Here is an 18,741-nt window from a genome sequence, read left to right on the forward strand (position 1 = left end):
TTTTTCGTATACGGTTTTCGGATACAGGCGTGTACTAATGAATGCGTCAGCCTACCATAAACCGTATACGGAAAATCGTAAACCCAGCTTTCAAGTATTCAAAAAACGATTTCACAGGAATGAAATACATAGTTAGCAAAGTAAGTAAAGCGGTTTTGCTGGGAGCGGTTCTGCTGGGTCCGGTTGGTTGCAAGGATTTTCTCGATGAGCAGGCACCGTCCAATTTGACGCCTGACAATTTTTATACCATCCCCGACCACGCCGAAGCCGCCCTGGCTTCGGTCTATGCCGACATGCGGTTTATGGGCGATGGGGCCGGGATTTTCTCGTCGAACTGGCAATTGCTGGAAGCTCTGACCGGAACGTCCACGACGGAAACTGCCCAGAACTCCGATTTGAACAACCTGTACGGGTTGGTGCACGACGGAAACACGATTCACGTGGTCAACTACTGGAACGGACTTTACAAAGTGATTGCGCAGGCCAACCAGGTGCTCGACCGCGTGCCAGGCATCACGCCGATGGATGCGGCTCAAAAAACCAAAATCCTGGGGGAAGCCCGGTTTTTGCGAGCCAATGCCTACTTTATGGCGGTTCGGCTTTGGGGCGATATTCCGCTCATTCTCAAACCGCAAACCGCTTCTTCGGAAGACTTCCAACCTTCGCGCACTCCGCAGGATGCGATTTACAAGCAAATCGTGGATGATCTGGTGGCGGCTGAAGCGGCCGGTTTGGCCTGGACGGATGTGTCGGGCCGCGTGAATCTGGCGGCAGTGAAAACGCTGCTGTCGAAAGTGTACCTGACGATGGCCGGTTTTCCGCTGAGCAAAGGGGCCACGCACTACAAACTGGCGGCTGACAAAGCGTTGGAAGTCATCACCTACGCCAATGCGAATCCCACCGCGATTGGCCTGTTCACAAGTTACGAAGACGTGCACAAAGAGAGTACGGAAAACCGCCTGGAGCATTTATTCATGCTGCAATACAACACGCTGGTGGCCGGAAATCCGATGGACAACATGTATCCCAACTTCAAACCGGTAACGTATAACGGTCCATCCGGAACGGGTAGTACGGTGCCAACACCCTCATTCTACGCTTCCTACGAAACCGGTGACTTGCGGGCGAAAGATCAGGGCTATTTCTACTCGACCTACTTCACCAACGGAAACGGCGCACCGTTCGCGTTGGGAGCGAACTACATCTTCAAGCATTTCAACCGGACGGCCAACGGAACCTCGGGGGTAGCCGGAACGCGTCAGAACAACCTGAACGTACCGCAAATCCGGTATGCCGAAACGCTGCTGATCTATGCCGAAGCGCAGAACGAAGTGGGGGCACCGACGCAGGCGGCTTACGATGCGCTGAAAAAAGTTCGGGATCGGGCGGGTCTGACGACGCCGGCTCTGGGAACTTATACGCAGGCAACATTCCGCGAAGCTGTCTGGCGGGAGCGGTGGCACGAACTGTGCTACGAGCAGATCACCTGGTTCGACATGGTGCGGCTGCGGAAAGTGTACAACGAGAAGACGAACGGGTTCGACAACTTTGTGGGTCACGTCAACCTGAGTTCGAACCAGCCGTTGCAGGAAAAACATTTGCTGCTGCCGTTGGGCAAGCAGGAAATGCTGAATAATCCGAACCTGAAACCGCAGAATCCGGGTTATCCGAACTAAAAGGGGGTAAATTCTTGTATTGTAATGAAATAGTACAAACTGGTAAGCCTTCGCTTTACGTAGAAACAGTAAAATAGGAAAGTGTTTGCAATCGTTTAAAGTAAAGCGAGGGTTTGCTGGAAAGTTGCTAAATTTAGGGGAAAGTCAGTATTATAAGTGGAGTGAAAAGTTTGTTTCGTACAGCGTCGATGGTAAGCATAAAGCATAGAATGACGAGCCGAATGGGGGTGTTGATGATTGGGTTGGCAAGTCTGCTGATTCAGAGTTGTGGGGTGGACAAACCGGCCGAAATTGAGCAGCTGGCGGACCAGCTTCCGGATGAGGTGGATTACAACCTGCACGTGAAGCCGATTCTGTCGGACAAATGCTTTTTCTGTCACGGTCCCGACAAGGCCAGTCAGAAAGGCGGTTTGGAACTGGCGACCCGCGAAGGCGCGATGGCGGCTTTGAAAAAAGCGAAAAACAAAAAACACGCCATCGTTCCCGGCGATCTGGCCGAAAGTGAGGTCTATTACCGGCTGGTGACGAAGGACGAGGACGAGATGATGCCGCCCAAATCGTCGAACCGGGTGCTGACAAATTACGAAAAAGCCGTCCTGCTGAAATGGATTGAACAGGGAGCGGAATACAAACCGCACTGGGCGCTGATCAAACCGGAAAAACCGGAGCTGCCGAAGGTGAAAGACACACGCTGGCCCAAAAATCCGATCGACTATTTTGTATTGGCTAAAATGGAGGAAAAAGGGCTGAAACCCGCCCCCGAAGCCGATAAAGAAAACCTGTTGCGCCGGGTAACGCTGGATCTGACCGGTTTACCACCGACGGTGGCCGAAGAAGACGCTTTCCTGGCCGACCATTCGCCAAATGCGTACGAAAAAGTAGTAGACCGCCTGTTGAAATCGCCCCATTATGGCGAGAAAATGGCAATCGACTGGCTGGATGTGTCGCGGTATGCCGACACGCATGGCTACACCGTCGACCGCTACCGCCCGATGTGGCCCTGGCGCGACTGGGTCATTCAGTCGTTCAATAAAAATCAGCCCTTTAATCAGTTCATTACCTGGCAATTGGCGGGCGATCTGTTGCCCAAAGCCAATCGCGAGCAACGGCTGGCGACGGCCTTTAACCGCAACCATTCCCAGAACATGGAAGGCGGTATTATCAACGAAGAGTTTCGGGTGGAATACGTCGCCGACCGCGCCAATACCGTCGGTACGGCGTTGATGGGCCTGACGATGGAGTGTGCGCGGTGCCACGACCACAAGTTCGACCCGATTTCGCAGAAAGATTACTACAGTTTGTTCGCGTTTTTCAATAACGTCGACGAAGCCGGTCAAATTTCCTGGGACGATGCGATGCCGGTGCCAACGATGTTGCTGACTCAGCCGAAACACGACAGCCTGCTGACGTTTCTGGATACGAAAATAAAGGCGGCTGAAAGCGCGATCAATCAAACCGTTCAGGCGGAACAACCGGCTTTTGTCAACTGGCAAAAAACCGCCACCGCCATTCCGTTCGATTACCGGAAAGGATTGCAGGCCCATTTTACGTTCGATAAACTGGTAAACGGCAAGTTCCTGAACGAAGTCAGTAAAAAAGATACTGGCAAAGTACTCGACCCGGTTTTGGTGCCGGGCAAACGCGGAAATGCGTTCCAGTCCAATGGCGACGATATTCTGACGCTGGGTCAGGTTGGTATTTTCAATCGCTCGCAGCCGTTTACGGTGGGCGTGTGGGTCAATATTCCCAAAGACGTTTCCAAAGCCGCGCTTGTCCACAAGGGCAATGGTGACATTCTGTACAATTTCCGGGGCTATTTCCTGAACCTGCGCGACGGCAAAGCGGAATTGCTGATGGCGCACACCTGGCCGTACAACGCCATTATCCGGCTCAGCAATCAGGTATTGCCGAAAGAAAAATGGATTCAGCTGACGATGACCTACGACGGTTCGAGCAAAGCCAACGGCCTGCGGTTATTCGTCGATGGGCGGGAAGCCGCGATGACGACCGAAAAGGATAATTTGTACAAAGACATTCTGTTCCGGGGGAAACAAACCGGTTTGATGGTCGGCGCCGATATGCGCGGACCGGGTTTTAAAAAAGGATCGGTAGACGATCTGGTGGTTTACAACCGGGCGTTGACTGCGCCGGAAGTATTCGCGCTGGCGCAATCCGGGCAGCAATTGAACGCTGCCAACGGCGATGCGCTGAAGAATTATTACCTCCATGCGGTTTCAACGGCGTATCAGCAACGGCGGGATACGTTGCAGAAACTCCGGGCGGAACGAAACCGGGTGGCCGAGGAAATTCCGGAAATCATGGTGATGGAAGACATGAAGAAGCCCCGGCCGACTTTTATTCTGAAGCGGGGGGGTTACGACGCGCCCGGCGATCCCGTTCGCCCCGATGTGCCGGCGAGTGTGTTGCCATTTCCAAAGGAATACCCCAGAAACCGCCTGGGTCTGGCGCAATGGCTGCTGCACCCCGATAATCCGCTGACGGCGCGGGTGACCGTAAACCGCTACTGGCAAACCTATTTCGGAACCGGGCTGGTAAAATCCGCCAATAATTTCGGCAATCAGGGCAATTTGCCGACGCACCCCGAACTGCTCGACTGGCTGGCCGTTCAGTTTCGGGAGGGGGCCGGAGGGGCGTCACCCTGGAATGTAAAAGCCATGCAGAAGCTGCTGGTGATGTCGGCGACGTACCGGCAATCGTCGCGCGGAACCCCGGAATTGCTGCAAAAGGACCCGGAAAATACGTGGCTGGCCCGTGGCCCGATGTTCCGGCTGACGGCGGAAATGATTCGGGATAATGCGCTGGCGTCGAGCGGCTTGTTGTCGACGCGTTTGGGTGGTGAAAGTGTAAAACCGTACCAGCCGGAAGGATTGTGGACCGTCAACAGCGCGACGTATGACCAGGCAACCGGTGAGGGTTTATACCGCCGGAGTTTGTACACATTCTGGCGCCGGACCAATCCACCCCCATCGATGAACACCTTCGATGCGCCGTCGCGGAGTTATTGCGTGGTGCAGCGACAGAAAACCAGCACGCCTTTGCAAGCGCTGATTTTGCTCAATGATCCGCAGTTTGTCGAAGCCGCCAAGGTAGTGGCTGCCCGCTCGTTTACCGGAAATAAACCGTTACCAGAACAACTGACGCAGGTATTCCGGTTATTGACGAGTCGCAAACCGACGAACAAGGAGCTGGCTATTTTGACGAAATTGTACCAGCAGGAATACCAGAAATTCCGGAAAACTCCCGCCAAAATGGAGGGCTGGATTCAGGCCGGTGAATACAAATTGACGCAAGCAAGTGCCGAGATGCCCGCCCTAGCGGCCGGTGCGGTCGTTGCCAGTACGGTGATGAATTCGGAAGCGTTTATTACAAAGCATTAGAACGTACCCACGGACTAAAGTCCGTGAGACCTTGAATACTAGTTAGAATCTGGAATTATTACATCTCACGGACTAAACGGGGCCGCCCGGCGGGCCGTGGGTACGTGAAACCGGTAAACTTATGAAAGACAAACTGGCGCAAAGTCTGGCCGATACCTTCAACCGGCGGTCTTTTTTGAATAAAGCTTCGTGGGGGCTGGGGACGCTGGCGTTGGGATCGTTGTTGCCTTCGCAGCTTTTCTCTAATCCGAACGAGAAGATCGTAACCGTGCCGAACCGCGCGCCGAAAGCCAAGCGGGTCGTGTATCTGTTCCAGAGCGGGGGGCCATCGCAGCTGGAAATGTTCGATTACAAACCGTATCTGGAAAAAATGCACGGCAAAGACCTGCCCGAATCCGTACGGAAAGGCCAGCGGCTGACGAGCATGAGCGCCCAGCAGTCGGCGTTGCCGCTGGTGAAATCACCGTATAAATTTACGCAGCACGGCAAAAGTGGGGCGTGGGCGAGCGAGTTGATGCCGTATACCGGCAAAGTAGCCGACGATCTGTGCTTTATCAAATCGATGTATACCGAGCAGATCAACCACGACCCGGCGCTGACGTTTTTCCAGACCGGCAATCAGTTGGCGGGTCGGCCGAGCATCGGGGCCTGGGTAAGTTACGGTCTGGGATCGGCCAACGAAAATCTGCCCGCCTTCATTGTCATGGTGTCGAAAGATGCCCCGCGCGACCAGCCGCTGTATGCCCGCTTGTGGGGCAACGGTTTTTTGCCTTCCAAACACCAGGGCGTCCAGTTTCGCTCGGGCAGCGACCCGGTTTTGTATCTGAATAACCCCAACGGCTATAGTTCGGCGGATCGGCGGTCGATGCTCGATGCGCTGAAGGATCTGAATCAGGTGCAGGAAGAAATCTACGGCGACCCGGAAGTGTCGAACCACATTGCGCAGTATGAAATGGCGTTCCGGATGCAGACCTCCGTGCCGGAAGTCAACGATCTGTCGGACGAACCGGACTGGGTGTTCGATCTCTACGGCGAAGAAGCCCGCAATCCGGGAACTTATGCCGCCAACTGCCTGATGGCCAGGCGTTTACTGGAGCGCGATGTGAAATTTGTTCAATTGTATCATCAGGGCTGGGACCTGCACGGCAACTTGCCCAAAGGCATCACCAGGCAGTGCAAAGCGACCGATCAGGCGTCGGCGGCTCTGGTGCAGGACCTCAAGCAACGCGGTTTGCTCGACGATACGCTCGTGGTCTGGGGCGGTGAATTTGGTCGGACGAACTATTCACAGGGCAAACTGACCGCCGACAATTACGGCCGCGATCATCACCCGCGCTGCTTCACGATGTGGATGGCCGGTGGCGGGGTTAAACGCGGGATTACCTACGGCGAAACGGATGAATTTGGGTATAACATCGCCAAAAATCCGGTCCACGTCCACGATTTTCAAGCCACGCTGCTGCACTTGCTGGGCGTCGATCACGAAAAACTGACCTACGAATTTCAGGGCCGCCGGTTCCGGCTGACGGACGTGGAAGGGAAGCTGGTGAAAGGGATTCTGGCGTGAAAACCGGTTTTATCTCAAATTCCAAGGTCTGTTAGACACAGACCTTTTTTCTTGCTCTTACTTGTAGAATATGCATAGACCTCGGATTAGGGTTATAAGCCGATTGGACATGCGGCAACAAAACCAGAACGGTCTTCATTTATCGTTTGTCAATGCTTGCAAAATTTTCCGGCCCGGCACATTACCTGGGAACATCTGAACGGATTGACGATACATGGTTATCGCATCTTTTCGCCGACCACTTTGCAGGAGGGCTTTTCCGTAGCTATCATAGGTATTCCAACTCTGTGGATACAGCAAGGTCGCTAGCTTGAGCACCTCCAGCGCAGCCGAGTCATGATGGTCCGTCAACAGTTCTAAGCCCAATTCGTTCAATTCACGCTCCTCGGTAAAATAATGAGCGGTGTCGGCTTTAAGTTGGTTAAACAAGGTCGCAGCAGCATCGGGGCCATCTTTTAGCAGGGTTCTCACAAAAGGCAGGAAGAGCGACCGCTTGCCGGGTTCGTCCGCCGGAAAAAAGGGCGTTTGGTAGGCCAGATTAACCGTTTGCTTACAAGCTGTACCAAAACCGGGGCTCTCCGCATTATCCAGTAAGATGATGGTCCGGTGGTGGGTTTGATCATGCCAGAAGAAGGTGAAGAAACCCGGTTCGCGGCCGGTGTGCATCACGATTCGCCCCAATTGAGTGGCAGTCGGCAAAAACCAACCTAGCCCATAGTTGGCCGCACCAAACTCACCACCCGGGGCGGCTAACGTACCATCCGTAAGTTGATAAGGAGTAAAAGCCAGATCCTGCATGCCCTTACTGAGTAACTTGTGCTGATCTAAAGCAACCGCATAGTTAGCTAAATCGCCGGTTGTGCTAACAATATTGGTGGGGCCATAAAGTCCCCGCAGATTATACGTCCAGCGCCTGACCTTCCGGCTGGTGCTGATCGGTTCCATATCGTTCAGGTAATGGTGGCGAACCAGGTAACCCGTCGTATAGTTGGGATCTTCCGCCTTATTCCCCAGCAAATAGCTATGTTGCATACCCGCCGGTCGGAAGATATGGTGAGCCAGGTAATCACCAAAACGTTCACCGCTTATTTTTTCGACCAATGTAGCCAGCAAAGCATAGCCGATATTGCAATACCGCCATTGACTGCCGGGTAAGAAAGCCAGGGCTTTTTTAGATTGCTTTAAAGTCGGGATAATATCCTGGTTATTGATTTGTCGGGTTGAATCCTCATCAATCAGTGGAAAAAATAATTCCTCCTTGTCGGGTAGACCTGAGGTATGCGAAAGTAAGTGGTCAATCCGGATTTCGGGATAAGGAAAATCCGGGAAATAGGTTTGGTAACGATCGTGAAGGGTCAGTTTGTGCTGCTGGATCAGCTGCATGACCGCTACGGCCGTAAACGTCTTGGAGATGGAGCCAATCTGGAAAGTGGAGTGCAACGAATGCCTTTTACCCGTCTTTAAATCGGCCAGGCCAGCGGAGTATTGGTAAGTGGTCTGCCCCTTTTCCCGCATGAGAACATTCCCGTTAAAAACATGGGCTGTATCCAAAACCTGGAACAAACTGTCAAGGGCTCTGCTGTCCTGGGCGTTTGACAGAACAGGTTGCACTAAAAAGGCTACGATGAGTAGAAGAGAATAAATGGTTTTCACAAACTAAAAATCTAAGTGATTACTACTGAAAGCGGAATGCTGACTTGGTTTTGCTGTTCAATACTGGTCTGCATGTTTACAGCTTGATGCTTTTTTAGATCATAAATGGTGGAGGGTTAGGAATACTTTAACTTTTGTAGAACAAATGTCAGGCCAATAAATAATATTTATTATTATCTGTTTGATTATCAGTTATTTGTGCTTTAATGGTATCGTGTAGTGATGTCCAATAATGGACAAAAGGTGTATCTCTTCGGACAGCACGCAGTAGTTTAAACTCACTTAATCCTCTATTTATGATGCTAGGCCAGTGTAACCATAGAAAGAGGCTCCTACTTGACAAACTCTTCATATACGAACACGCTTCCCTCCCCACTGAGGAAGGAAGCGTGTTCGTATTAGTATCTGTTTAAAGGTACTTCGCAAACAGATAAATCAGGAACCTTATTCATCAAACTTTTTAAGTGCTTCTGGGGTCACCGGCGTAAAGAAGTTTACCAGATTACCATCCGGATCTCGGAACAGCAGTGATCGGTTTCCCCAAGGCATGGTAGTCGGCTGCTGAACGATCATCTCCCCAAGAAAGTCCGCTAATCGTTGGTACGCACTATCAACATCATCTACCCGGAATTCGATAATGGCGGATTGATTACTGGCCGCTTTAGCTACATCATCTCCTCCAAATAGTTGCAAAGTACGTGTGCTCCCAATGGCTAACGTGGCCGAAGGGGTATGTAATTCGGCGAAATCGTCGGTATACTGAGTCATTGGCTTACCAATGACCTGCTCGTAGAAGCGAACCAGGGGCTTGATGTCGGCGGTAATAATGCGAACGGAGACAAAATTCATGACCTATGTACGTTTGTGTTGAATCATACAAAGTAACCTGCGATCACTGACAGCTGTATGTCAGGAGCGGTTTTGAATAGGTGAAAAAAGGGCTGTGCCGACACAGACCTTGGACTAATGTCGAAAATTAATTTCAACACCTTTAATGCGGTTTTTGAAAGTGTTCTATTATTTTACCGGAAGTGGTTTTCTTGTCGCTTTGACGGCCAACCTTAACTGATCATACAGAAATTGTTTACTCTTCCGGGAAGAGGGATGCCAGAAGTTGATTATGTCGATGCCGTTCCATTTCCCCACACTGTATGCATTGGATTCTGCTCTTACCAGGTTATGGTCAAATAAGTGATTGATGTAATCATCATACCGGAAACAGCAGACAATGACTGTCGGCGCAATTGCTTCGATTTGTTGGCGCAGCAGATCACGGCTTTCGAGAATGTACTTCCCAATCAGATGCGGATTGGCGGTTGCCGTTCCGCTGGCTTTCTTGACATTGATGAAAGCAACGGACTTCAGGGCAGTATGCTTGTCATCGTGGCTTACCTGATCAATGTCCTCCGGAAAATCGTTCAGAATTCCGTATGCCCATTCACCCAAACGGTTGGCAAAACCCAAGTACATTACCGATTTGATCCATTCCCGGTAATCGGCGTGATTGTTCACGTAATCGTGCTGCTCGCGGTAATTATGTTCTTTGGCGATAAACAGGATCCGTTTGGATTGCTGGCAGTACAAAACCGGGTCTATAATACCATCTTTGACAAACTGATTGCCCAAATCAGGCAATCCTTTTTCGCTATAAAGCGATTGAAACTGGGTAAAAATAAGTTCGGTTTCCATATGGATTTGATACGTTCAAAGACTGGTATTTTACCTTTCCGAATGCTCTGATACAGCGTCACTCAACTGGCTTAAGGAACGCAGATTCCTGGCCTGAGGATACTATTCTGCCCGAATATATTCAAAAAATAGGGGAAAAATCCCCTATTCTCCGGTTTCAAATTTTCGCTTCTTCGTGCTGAATTTCAAAACAGTATAGTAGTAGCATGGCAAATGGTGAGCAGAAAACAGATATTGGAAAAATTGTCAATCGAAAGTACTTCTGGATCTCTTTTTGGATTTTAGCCGGACTCGGATTCAGTTGTTCTATCCTCGTCTTTGGTCAGGGTGTGGTGCATCGTGGGCTGGCGCTGCTTTGGGCTATTGCTTATTTCGCTTTAGGAGGGCTTGGCGGGCTGATTTTTGGAATGCCCCAGAGTGTTTCTGCCCCCGATGAAACCTTGCCGAAAGATGAAGCATCCGCGGTTAAAGCGGTTCGAAAGAAAATCTTAAAAGAAAACGCAAACCTGTTTCAAATTTCGGATTGGTTAACCAAAATCATTGTGGGTGCGGGATTGGTTCAACTTAAGGAAATTCCCGGTTTTACCCTCCGGGTTGCCTGGCGGATGGGTCAGGGAATGATAGTTGAAAGAAATACGAACCCGGAATCAGCGACCACGATTTCCGCAGCCATCATTATTTTCTTCACCCTCTTTGGCTTTATCTCCGGCTATTTGCTGGCCCGGCTCATTATCAGTGACATGCTTGAGGAGGAATGATGATGCTGGTCAATCAATTGGCATTAACCTGCCAGACCCGTAATAGCACATGTAACCGGTCGCTTTTCACTAGTTTCCATGCATAAGCCTTCAAATTGTTCCCTTGCCGGTAGTTGTAATCGATGGTCAGTAATTCCAACGGGGCCAAGGTTTCTAATCCATGGTCTGTATCTCACAGACCTATTACCTAACACGCCACACTCGGTTTATATTTTTGATGTCATAACCCATTAAACCAAGGGCAATTATAAGAACAACTACGTACAGAAAAGCGGCTTTAAAATTCTGTAGGCTAACGATACCGCCTAAAAGTGACAGTTGTGATTGGGGGTCTAAATACCTGGAAAGAAAACCAAACCCATGAATCACCGCTCCACCTAAAATGACTGCAACGTTTAAAGCTAAAATTAGTAAGGCTATTGATGCGCAACTGGCGATTGCTATTCGGGCATAGGCGGGCGGATTGGGAAATAGAATCTTCTTCATGATTTAAAGTATTAATCTACAGGGAATTACAAAAAGAATAGTGGTGGAATTGCCATAATCTTCGAAAAAGCCGATCATCCACTCACTCCATCCAGACGGTTTTGATATTCAAAAATTCTTTCATTCCCACTTCTGCCAATTCCCGGCCGAAACCCGACAGTTTTACTCCCCCGAACGGCACACGCGGATCGGAGCGCATCAGCGAATTGACGAACACCGAACCGGCCTGAATCTGCCGCGCCAGTCGCTCGGCCCGGTCCAGATCCTTCGTCCAGAGGGCTGATCCCAAACCGTAGTTGGATTGATTGGCGAGCTTCACCGCGTCCTGTTCGTCTTTCGCTTCGACGATAACCGCCAGTGGTCCAAAGGTTTCCTCGTCAAAACCGCTCATCCCCGGTTTTACTTTATCCAGTAAAATTGGTTGAATATTACAACCATCCCGGTTTCCACTGTGCAGAACCCGCGCGCCCTGCCGAACGGTTTCGGCACATTGGCGTTCAATCGCTTCGGCCAGGTCCATCCGTGCCACCGGCCCCATTGTGGTGGTATCGTCCATCGGGTTTCCCTGTTTGATGGCCTGAATGTGCTGAAGAACGCGATCCGTAAACTCTGTTTTGACCGCTTTTTCGACGATAAACCGCTTGGCGGCAATGCAGCTTTGCCCGGCGTTCTGCATCCGCGACTGTACGGCCACTTTAGCGGCTTTTTCCAGATCAGCATCGGCCAGAACAATCAGGGCATCGCTGCCGCCCAGTTCCAGCACCGATTTCTTGATCTGACTTCCGGCAATCGACGCCACCGAGGCCCCGGCTTTTTCGCTCCCGGTCAACGTCACGGCTTTGACGCGCGCATCTTTCAGAACGGTTTCCACGGTTTTCGATTCAATGAGCAGCGATTGGAAAACGCCGGTCGGAAAATCGCAGGCCCGGAAAATCTCCTCGATGGCCAGCGAACAACCGCTGACGTTGGCGGCATGTTTCAGCAAACCGACATTTCCGGCCAGCAACGACGGAACGGCAAATCGGAACACCTGCCAGAACGGAAAATTCCAGGGCATGATCGCCAGCACGGCACCCAGCGGCTGGTAGGCCACAAAACTCGTTTTGGCTTCCGTCGGAATCATCAGATCGGCCAGAAATGTTGGGGCGTGTTCGATGTAATAATCGACGCCCACGGCGCACTTCTCCACTTCGGCGATGGACTCTTTGAGCGTTTTGCCCATTTCGGCGGTCATCAGTTCACCGTAACGTTGTTTTTCGCTGCGCAGGTAAGCGGCCACTTTCCGAAAAAAACCGCTGCGGTTTTCCAGCGACAGGGCCGACCAGTCGGCAAAAGCGCGATCGGCCTGTCGGATTTTCCGATCAAGAGCCTGCGCACCCAGGGCCGGGTACGAATTAATTTTCTGCTGGGTATAGGGATTAACGGATGTAAAGTTCATCGGGTTGCGGTTTTATTCCTAAACAAAAAAATACCCCAACCGATTGATCAATTGGGGTAAATAGTGTTATCCAAAAGGCTAGGATGAGCAGTGAATACCCGTCAGCGGGCCGGTGTCTTTTTCGATTTCCCGCACCAGCAATACCATCGTATCGATCATTTGCTCAACCTGTTCGTAACCGGCAATGCGGTGAAATTTATCCCGAATTTCTTCCGTGCAATTATAAACCGCTACCATGAGCTGTTTTCCCCGTTCATTGATAAAAATCTGGCTCGACCGGGAATCCCGCTCACTTTTTACGGTATAAATGTAACCGTCGTCTTCCAGCAGCTTCACGATTTTACTCATCGCCTGCTTGGTAACGCCCGCCCGTTTCGCCAATTCATTGTTCGTAATGCCGTGTTCTTCCAGATTTCCCAGAAAAGCAATGTAACTCGCTTTGAAATCCGTAAAGCCTAACTCAATAAGCCGCTGTTCGATGTAACGGCCCAAAAAACGCTTCATTTTCGACATGACACGGCCCAGAGTCCGCTCACGTATTCTGTAAAAAAACTGAAAATCAAACGGCTTTTCGGCCGTTAACACCTCGGTTTCCATCCTGGTATGTAGTCGTTACTGGTCCGGCAAGTTACAAAATTTTCACAATGCGATGACAATTTGGGATTTAAACCAGACTGCCCGGGCCAACATTAAAATCACGTTAAAGTACTAAAAATAATAGTCAATTAAGTTGACTATCAAACTGCCTCGGCCTACTTTTGCACAAAAATAGTCAACCAGGTTTACTAAAACAAGTCTATTAAACTTTTTACAACAATGGCAACAGAAAAACCCACACCCGTCAAAAAGTACCTTCCGCGTCTGATCGTGCTGGTCGTTGTGGTGGCGGCTGCATTTTACGGATTTCAATCATACCGCTATAATCAACACTACGAAACCACCGATAACGCACAAATTGAAGGGAGCACGGCTCCGGTTCTGGCGCGCGTAGCCGGTTACGTGCAGCAGGTTTCCGTCGAAGATTACGCCACCGTGAAACGGGGCCAGGAACTGATCACCGTTGATCCGCAGGAATACGAAGTGGCTTTGCAACAGGCCGAAGCCGATTACCAGCAAACACTGGCCGACATCCAGACCGCCCGGGCGGATTTGCAAAATGCGCAGGCCAGCTACCGCAATGTGCAACAGAATCTGAAAGTGACCCAGTCGAACGCCGACGTTCAGCAATCGCGCGTCACGAAAGCTGCCAACGACCTCAAGCGCGACGAAAATCTTTACAAAGGCCAGTCATTAACGCAAAAACAACTCGAGGATTCGCGCAATAACGCCGAAGTTCAAAACCGGCAATACGAAGCGAATGTGCAGCAGATCGGTCTGGCCAAAACCTCGGAAGCCGTGGCTCAGGCCGCCATCGCGAAAGCCCAGGCCAATATCCTGAAAGCGCAGGCGCTCCTGAAAGTGAAACAGGCCGCCATCGACAACGCCAAACTCCGGTTGGGATACGCCAAAATTACGGCGCCGATTACCGGTAAAATTGGCAAAAGGGGCATCGTCGTGGGGCAATACGTACAACCCGGCCAGAACCTGTTCACGATTGTCAACGACTCAACGTTCTGGGTCGTGGCCAACTTCAAGGAAACCCAGCTGGAGCACATGCGCGTTGGCCAACCGGTGGACGTGAAGGTCGATGCCTACCCGGATCTGGAGGTGAAAGGCAAGGTGGTGTCGCTCTCGGAAGCCACGGGGGCCAAGTTTGCCCTGCTGCCCGCCGACAACGCTTCCGGCAACTTCGTGAAAGTAACCCAACGGGTTCCGGTAAAAATTGAGATTGAGAATCCGGAGAAATACAAAGGCCTGCTGCGTGCCGGTTTGAGCACGGACATCGCCGTAAAAGTTCAGTAAGTATGGCAGCATCAGGATTTAAACGATGGATTGTCGTCATTACCACCGTTTCGGCAGCTATTCTGGAACTGATCGACACGTCCATTGTGAACGTCGGTTTGACCCAGATGGCTGGGAATCTCGGGGTAACGATCGAAGACATTTCGTGGGTCGTAACGTCCTACGCCATCGCCAACGTGATCATCATTCCGATGACCGGTTTTTTGCAGAACTACTTTGGCCGGAAGACGTATTACATCGGTTCCATTATTCTTTTCACGGTAGCCTCCTATTTATGCGGGATTGCCGATAATCTGTGGATGCTGGTGGCTTTCCGGTTTTTGCAGGGCATTGGCGGGGGCGCTTTGCTGTCGACTTCGCAGGGTATCATGTACGATGCGTTTCCGCCAAGTCAGCGCGCCATTGCTTCCGCGCTGTTCGGGATGGGCATTGTGATGGGCCCGACGCTCGGACCGACATTGGGAGGGTACATCATCGACAATTACCACTGGAGCTGGATGTTTTTCATCAACGTTCCGATCGGGATTCTGGCGGTTTTTCTCTGTACGACGTTTGTCGAGAAACAACCCTACGAGTTCAATATCGACCGCAGCAAGATTCACATCGACCAGATCGGCATTCTGCTGCTGGCCGTGGGCGTGGGCAGTTTGCAGTACGTACTGGAACGCGGTGAAGCCGACGACTGGTTCGACGATCATACGATTCTGTACCTGACCATTGTGGCAGCCATTGCCATTCCGCTGTTTCTCTGGTGGGAGTTGAAAACGAAGAGTCCGGTGATGGATCTGCGGGTCGTCGGGCGAAACCGCAACCTGGCCATTGGTTCCATTCTGGTGTTTATTATCGGTTACGGTTTATTCACTTCCATTCTGCTGTTTCCGCTCTTTGCCCAGCGCATTGTCGGCTACACGGCAACCAAAACCGGTAACATCTTGATTCCGGGCGGGGCGGTTGCGCTGATCATGTTTCCGGTGGTCGGGCGATCGATGGCGAGCGGTGTTTCTCCCCGGATTTTCGCGGTTCTCGGCTACCTGGCGTTCATTCTGTTCTGTTTCATGATGTCGAACCTCAACGCCGACGCTGGCGAACGCGATTTTACGTGGGCGCTGCTGGTGCGCGGGATGGGTCTGGCGATGATCAATGCGCCCCTGATCAATCAGTCGATTTCAACGCTGAAACCGCAGGAACTGCCGACCGGTATTGCGTTCACCAATATGGTCAGGCAGTTGGGCGGGGCTTTCGGCGTGGCGATTACGAATACGTACATTGCCCAACGTAGCGCCGTTCACCGCAGCGATCTGGTTTCGAATTTGCAACCCGGCGACGCGCTGACCACCGACCGACTGAATGCGATGGCGCAAAGTCTGGCGGCTCGGGGCGTCAACGCGCTCGATTCGGTCACGGGGGCTTACCGGAACCTCGATGCCATTATTTCCAAACAGGCGCTGATGATTTCGTACCTCGATACCTTCCGACTCGCTGGTCTCTTTTTCGTGGTGACCTTGCCGCTGCTGTTCTTAATGCAAAACAAGAAAATGGACCCGGCAGCCGCCAAAGCAGCCGCTGATGCGGCCCATTAATCAAAAATAAAAATCAGGGATGTGGCTTATCCACAACCTCTTACTGAACGAAAATGAAACCATTCAATCTCTTTTTTATCACGCTGCTGATTACCACAACCGCGCAGGCCCAGTCGATTCCGGACGACCTGCGCGGGTTGATCAATCAGGCCAATACCAACTATCCGCGCCTGAAAGAACAGCAACAGCTCCTCCGGGCGGGTGAGGTACGGGTCGATATTGCCCGCGCAGCTTACCAGCCGAACATTACCGGCAATGGAACGTATCAATACGTCACGCCCGTTGCCAAAGCCACCTTGCCGGTCAACGGGAACGACCAAACCATTCAGTTTCAGCCGAATCACAACATGAACGCCAACATTGGCGTGGGGCAAACGATTTATGATTTTGGACGGACGGACGCCAGCATCCGGCAGGCGGCTGATCAGGTTCAGTTGTTGAGCCGGAATATTGAATTGACGCGGCAAACCCTGGGTTATCAGGTGGCGGCAGCCTATTACGGCATCGGTTTCCTGCAAAAAAGCATTGTCGTGCAGGATTCGGTGATCAAAGTGGCGCAGGGCAACATTCAGATATTTGCCAATCGGTTACAGAACGGCGAGGCTCTGCAATACGATCTGCTGACCCAGCAGGTTCGGTTGAAAACCGCCCAGAATCGAAAAATTGATTTGCAGAACAATCTGGAGCGGCAACGGGCGTTATTGACGTATCTGACCGGCGATCCAAATCCGGCCATCAGTCCTGCTGCCGCCCAGTTTGAGGCACAGGTTCAGCCATTCACACTGGAAGGAAGCCTGCAAACGGCTCAAACCAATAACAAAGAAGTACAACTAGCGCAAGACCGGGTTCGGGTGGCCCAAACCGATGTGTTGGCCAATGAACGCAGCGGACGACCCAACCTGAGTTTTAACGGTTCGGCAGGTTTCAAAAACGGATACTTGCCGGATATTGCCGCGATGCGGTTTAACGTAGCCGCCGGGGTGAGCCTGAGCGTGCCGATTTATTCGGGAAAGCGGTACAGCCTGCAAAACCAGGCGGCCCGTCTGAACCTGGATGCGAGTCGGTACGCGGTGGAAAATGCCAATGCGCAGCTGCGGCAGAATCTGGAACAGCTGAACGCCGATATCCGGAGTAATCAGCAGCGGTTGCAGAACCTGGAAACGCAGGTGTTACAGGCCCGCAAAGCCCTGGAAATTGCCCAGATCCGGTTGCGGTCCGGCGTGATTACACCGGTTGAATTGCAGAGTGCCGAAACCGGTATTGAAGAAGCGGAATTGGCCCGATTGAATTATCAATACCAGCTTTTACTCAATCAGTTAGAGTACAAGCGCCTGTTGGGCGAAAATTTGTGATGAACGGAACGAAAAGTTCATTGTCTGGTAAACTAAAAAAGAAAACCGACGGTTCTTTGAACGTGGTTCCGTCACGGATAACCGCTCTCACACACCGGCAGATGCTCGTCTGCACAACTAGACAACCTGAAAACAGTATACCACTATGAAAGATCGCGTCACTAACATCCTCAAGAATTTCGGCATTAAGGAATCGGCCATTCACCCTACCGTTCACTTTACGCGCGACCTGGGTCTTGATAGCCTGGATACGGTTGATTTAATTATGCAGCTGGAGCAGGAATTCGGCGTTCGGATTCCCGACGAAGATTACTCGAAATTAACTACTTTTCAGGGCGTTGTCGATTATTTGCAGACCGAACAACACGTCGCCCTGCAGGACTGATCCAATTCCGGAAATACGGTTTTATAAAAACCGGAATGCAACCTCAACAGGCCAGCATTCCGGTTTTTCTTTTTACGTCTGTTGATAACAGAGCGCCGATTCCATTTACTGCCCTTCTTTCTACACCTCCATACTCACCAGTGCACTCCCGCGTAAAACCGGAATGACGTCGTATAGGTCGTGCTGCAAACAGTAAATAATGTCTTTGTGAATGCTCAGCCGGTGAAGCCGCCGGACGTGGGAGGAAGGAGCCAGGTAAGCGGGCAGATCGTTTTTGGCCTGGGCATAGAGCCGCCACGCCATCAAACCACTGTCTTCCGGAATCATGTATTCGTCTTTGAGCCGCTCGATCAGTGCACCGGCAAACAGGGTATCCTCCAGGTTGACGCGCCCTTTCCAGCCCGCGCACAAAATCAACACATCGTAGCGCTCCCCCTGTAAAAACCGTACCACCGCTTCCAGATTCAGAAACGACCCGACCAGCACTTTCACAGCGTTCCGCGAGCGGGTGATGGCGTAGGTTCCGTTGGTGGTGGTCATGGCAATGTTGGCACCAATGAGCCGCTCGTCCATGTAGCTGAACGGCGAGTTGTCCAGATCAAACCCTTCTACTTTTTGGGCGTTGCGTTCGGCGGCCGCCAGATAACCCCGGCTCTGCAGCTGGCTGCATTCCTCGATCGTCGCGACGGGCGTGATGCTGTTGACGCCGTGGGCGAAAGCCGTCACCATGCACGAGGTGGCCCGGAAGACGTCGGCAACGACCACAATGGAATTTTCGAGGGAATCGGTATGAAGGTGGAGTAAATCAGGAGTCAGGCAGACGTCGATGGTTTTCAAGGGAACGATTTTTAATGTTT

At 51.5% G+C, this 18,741-nt stretch carries 15 protein-coding genes; 8 read left to right on the plus strand and 7 right to left on the minus strand.

The features are described from left to right. Window positions 1–119: 119 nt before the first annotated feature. The 3 genes from EHT25_RS11320 (at window position 120) to EHT25_RS11330 (ending at window position 6,641) form a co-directional block, all read left to right on the plus strand. Complete coding sequence (locus EHT25_RS11320; RefSeq protein WP_124874495.1) at window positions 120–1,676, plus strand: RagB/SusD family nutrient uptake outer membrane protein; 1,557 nt, start codon at window positions 120–122, stop codon at window positions 1,674–1,676. A 209-nt stretch (window positions 1,677–1,885) separates the two neighbouring features. Further along, window positions 1,886–5,074 (plus strand): DUF1553 domain-containing protein, encoded by a 3,189-nt coding sequence (locus EHT25_RS11325; RefSeq protein ID WP_229311498.1) that lies wholly within the window; start codon window positions 1,886–1,888, stop codon window positions 5,072–5,074. A gap of 121 nt (window positions 5,075–5,195) precedes the next feature. Beyond that, window positions 5,196–6,641, plus strand: a complete 1,446-nt coding sequence (locus EHT25_RS11330; protein WP_124874499.1) for a DUF1501 domain-containing protein — start codon at window positions 5,196–5,198, stop codon at window positions 6,639–6,641. A gap of 135 nt (window positions 6,642–6,776) precedes the next feature. Here EHT25_RS11330 and EHT25_RS11335 read toward each other — a convergent pair whose 3' ends face one another. The 3 genes from EHT25_RS11335 to EHT25_RS11345 form a co-directional block, all read right to left on the minus strand. Next, window positions 6,777–8,294 (minus strand): serine hydrolase, encoded by a 1,518-nt coding sequence (locus tag EHT25_RS11335; protein WP_310588747.1) that lies wholly within the window; start codon window positions 8,292–8,294, stop codon window positions 6,777–6,779. Window positions 8,295–8,738: 444 nt separating this feature from the next. Further along, window positions 8,739–9,143 carry a VOC family protein gene (locus EHT25_RS11340; protein ID WP_124874503.1) on the minus strand — a complete coding sequence of 135 codons (405 nt, stop codon included), beginning with the start codon at window positions 9,141–9,143 and terminating at the stop codon, window positions 8,739–8,741. A gap of 168 nt (window positions 9,144–9,311) precedes the next feature. Further along, a complete protein-coding gene (locus EHT25_RS11345) occupies window positions 9,312–9,983 on the minus strand; it encodes a hypothetical protein (protein WP_124874505.1) in 672 nt (223 codons plus the stop codon). A gap of 206 nt (window positions 9,984–10,189) precedes the next feature. On the opposite strand from EHT25_RS11345, the gene EHT25_RS11350 reads away from it, so the two are divergent. Next, window positions 10,190–10,741: a hypothetical protein gene (locus EHT25_RS11350; RefSeq protein ID WP_124874507.1), complete on the plus strand. Its 552-nt coding sequence runs from the start codon at window positions 10,190–10,192 to the stop codon at window positions 10,739–10,741. A 183-nt stretch (window positions 10,742–10,924) separates the two neighbouring features. On the opposite strand, the gene EHT25_RS11355 is transcribed toward EHT25_RS11350, so the two are convergent. The 3 genes from EHT25_RS11355 to EHT25_RS11365 all read right to left on the minus strand — a co-directional run bounded on the left by EHT25_RS11355 (window position 10,925) and on the right by EHT25_RS11365 (window position 13,169). Then, window positions 10,925–11,227 (minus strand): hypothetical protein, encoded by a 303-nt coding sequence (locus EHT25_RS11355; protein WP_124874509.1) that lies wholly within the window; start codon window positions 11,225–11,227, stop codon window positions 10,925–10,927. An 82-nt stretch (window positions 11,228–11,309) separates the two neighbouring features. Next, complete coding sequence (locus tag EHT25_RS11360; RefSeq protein WP_124874511.1) at window positions 11,310–12,665, minus strand: NAD-dependent succinate-semialdehyde dehydrogenase; 1,356 nt, start codon at window positions 12,663–12,665, stop codon at window positions 11,310–11,312. A gap of 78 nt (window positions 12,666–12,743) precedes the next feature. Then, window positions 12,744–13,169: a MarR family winged helix-turn-helix transcriptional regulator gene (locus EHT25_RS11365; RefSeq protein ID WP_229311499.1), complete on the minus strand. Its 426-nt coding sequence runs from the start codon at window positions 13,167–13,169 to the stop codon at window positions 12,744–12,746. A 312-nt stretch (window positions 13,170–13,481) separates the two neighbouring features. On the opposite strand from EHT25_RS11365, the gene EHT25_RS11370 reads away from it, so the two are divergent. The 4 genes from EHT25_RS11370 (at window position 13,482) to acpP (ending at window position 17,884) form a co-directional block, all read left to right on the plus strand. Further along, complete coding sequence (locus tag EHT25_RS11370) at window positions 13,482–14,567, plus strand: HlyD family secretion protein (RefSeq protein WP_124874515.1); 1,086 nt, start codon at window positions 13,482–13,484, stop codon at window positions 14,565–14,567. 2 nt (window positions 14,568–14,569) lie between these two features. Next, window positions 14,570–16,147 (plus strand): DHA2 family efflux MFS transporter permease subunit, encoded by a 1,578-nt coding sequence (locus tag EHT25_RS11375; protein WP_124874517.1) that lies wholly within the window; start codon window positions 14,570–14,572, stop codon window positions 16,145–16,147. 53 nt (window positions 16,148–16,200) lie between these two features. Then, a complete protein-coding gene (locus tag EHT25_RS11380) occupies window positions 16,201–17,499 on the plus strand; it encodes a TolC family protein (RefSeq protein ID WP_124874519.1) in 1,299 nt (432 codons plus the stop codon). Between the two features lie 145 nt (window positions 17,500–17,644). Continuing rightward, window positions 17,645–17,884 (plus strand): acyl carrier protein, encoded by a 240-nt coding sequence (acpP, locus tag EHT25_RS11385; RefSeq protein WP_124874521.1) that lies wholly within the window; start codon window positions 17,645–17,647, stop codon window positions 17,882–17,884. Window positions 17,885–18,004: 120 nt separating this feature from the next. Here the strand turns inward: acpP and EHT25_RS11390 are convergent, their stop codons facing one another. Then, on the minus strand, window positions 18,005–18,721 hold the full coding sequence (locus EHT25_RS11390; protein WP_124874523.1) for a 2-phosphosulfolactate phosphatase: 717 nt from the start codon (window positions 18,719–18,721) through the stop codon (window positions 18,005–18,007). Window positions 18,722–18,741 lie beyond the last annotated feature (20 nt).

The sequence above is a fragment of the Larkinella rosea genome, assembly GCF_003858635.1.
GTDB classification, from domain to species: domain Bacteria; phylum Bacteroidota; class Bacteroidia; order Cytophagales; family Spirosomataceae; genus Larkinella; species Larkinella rosea.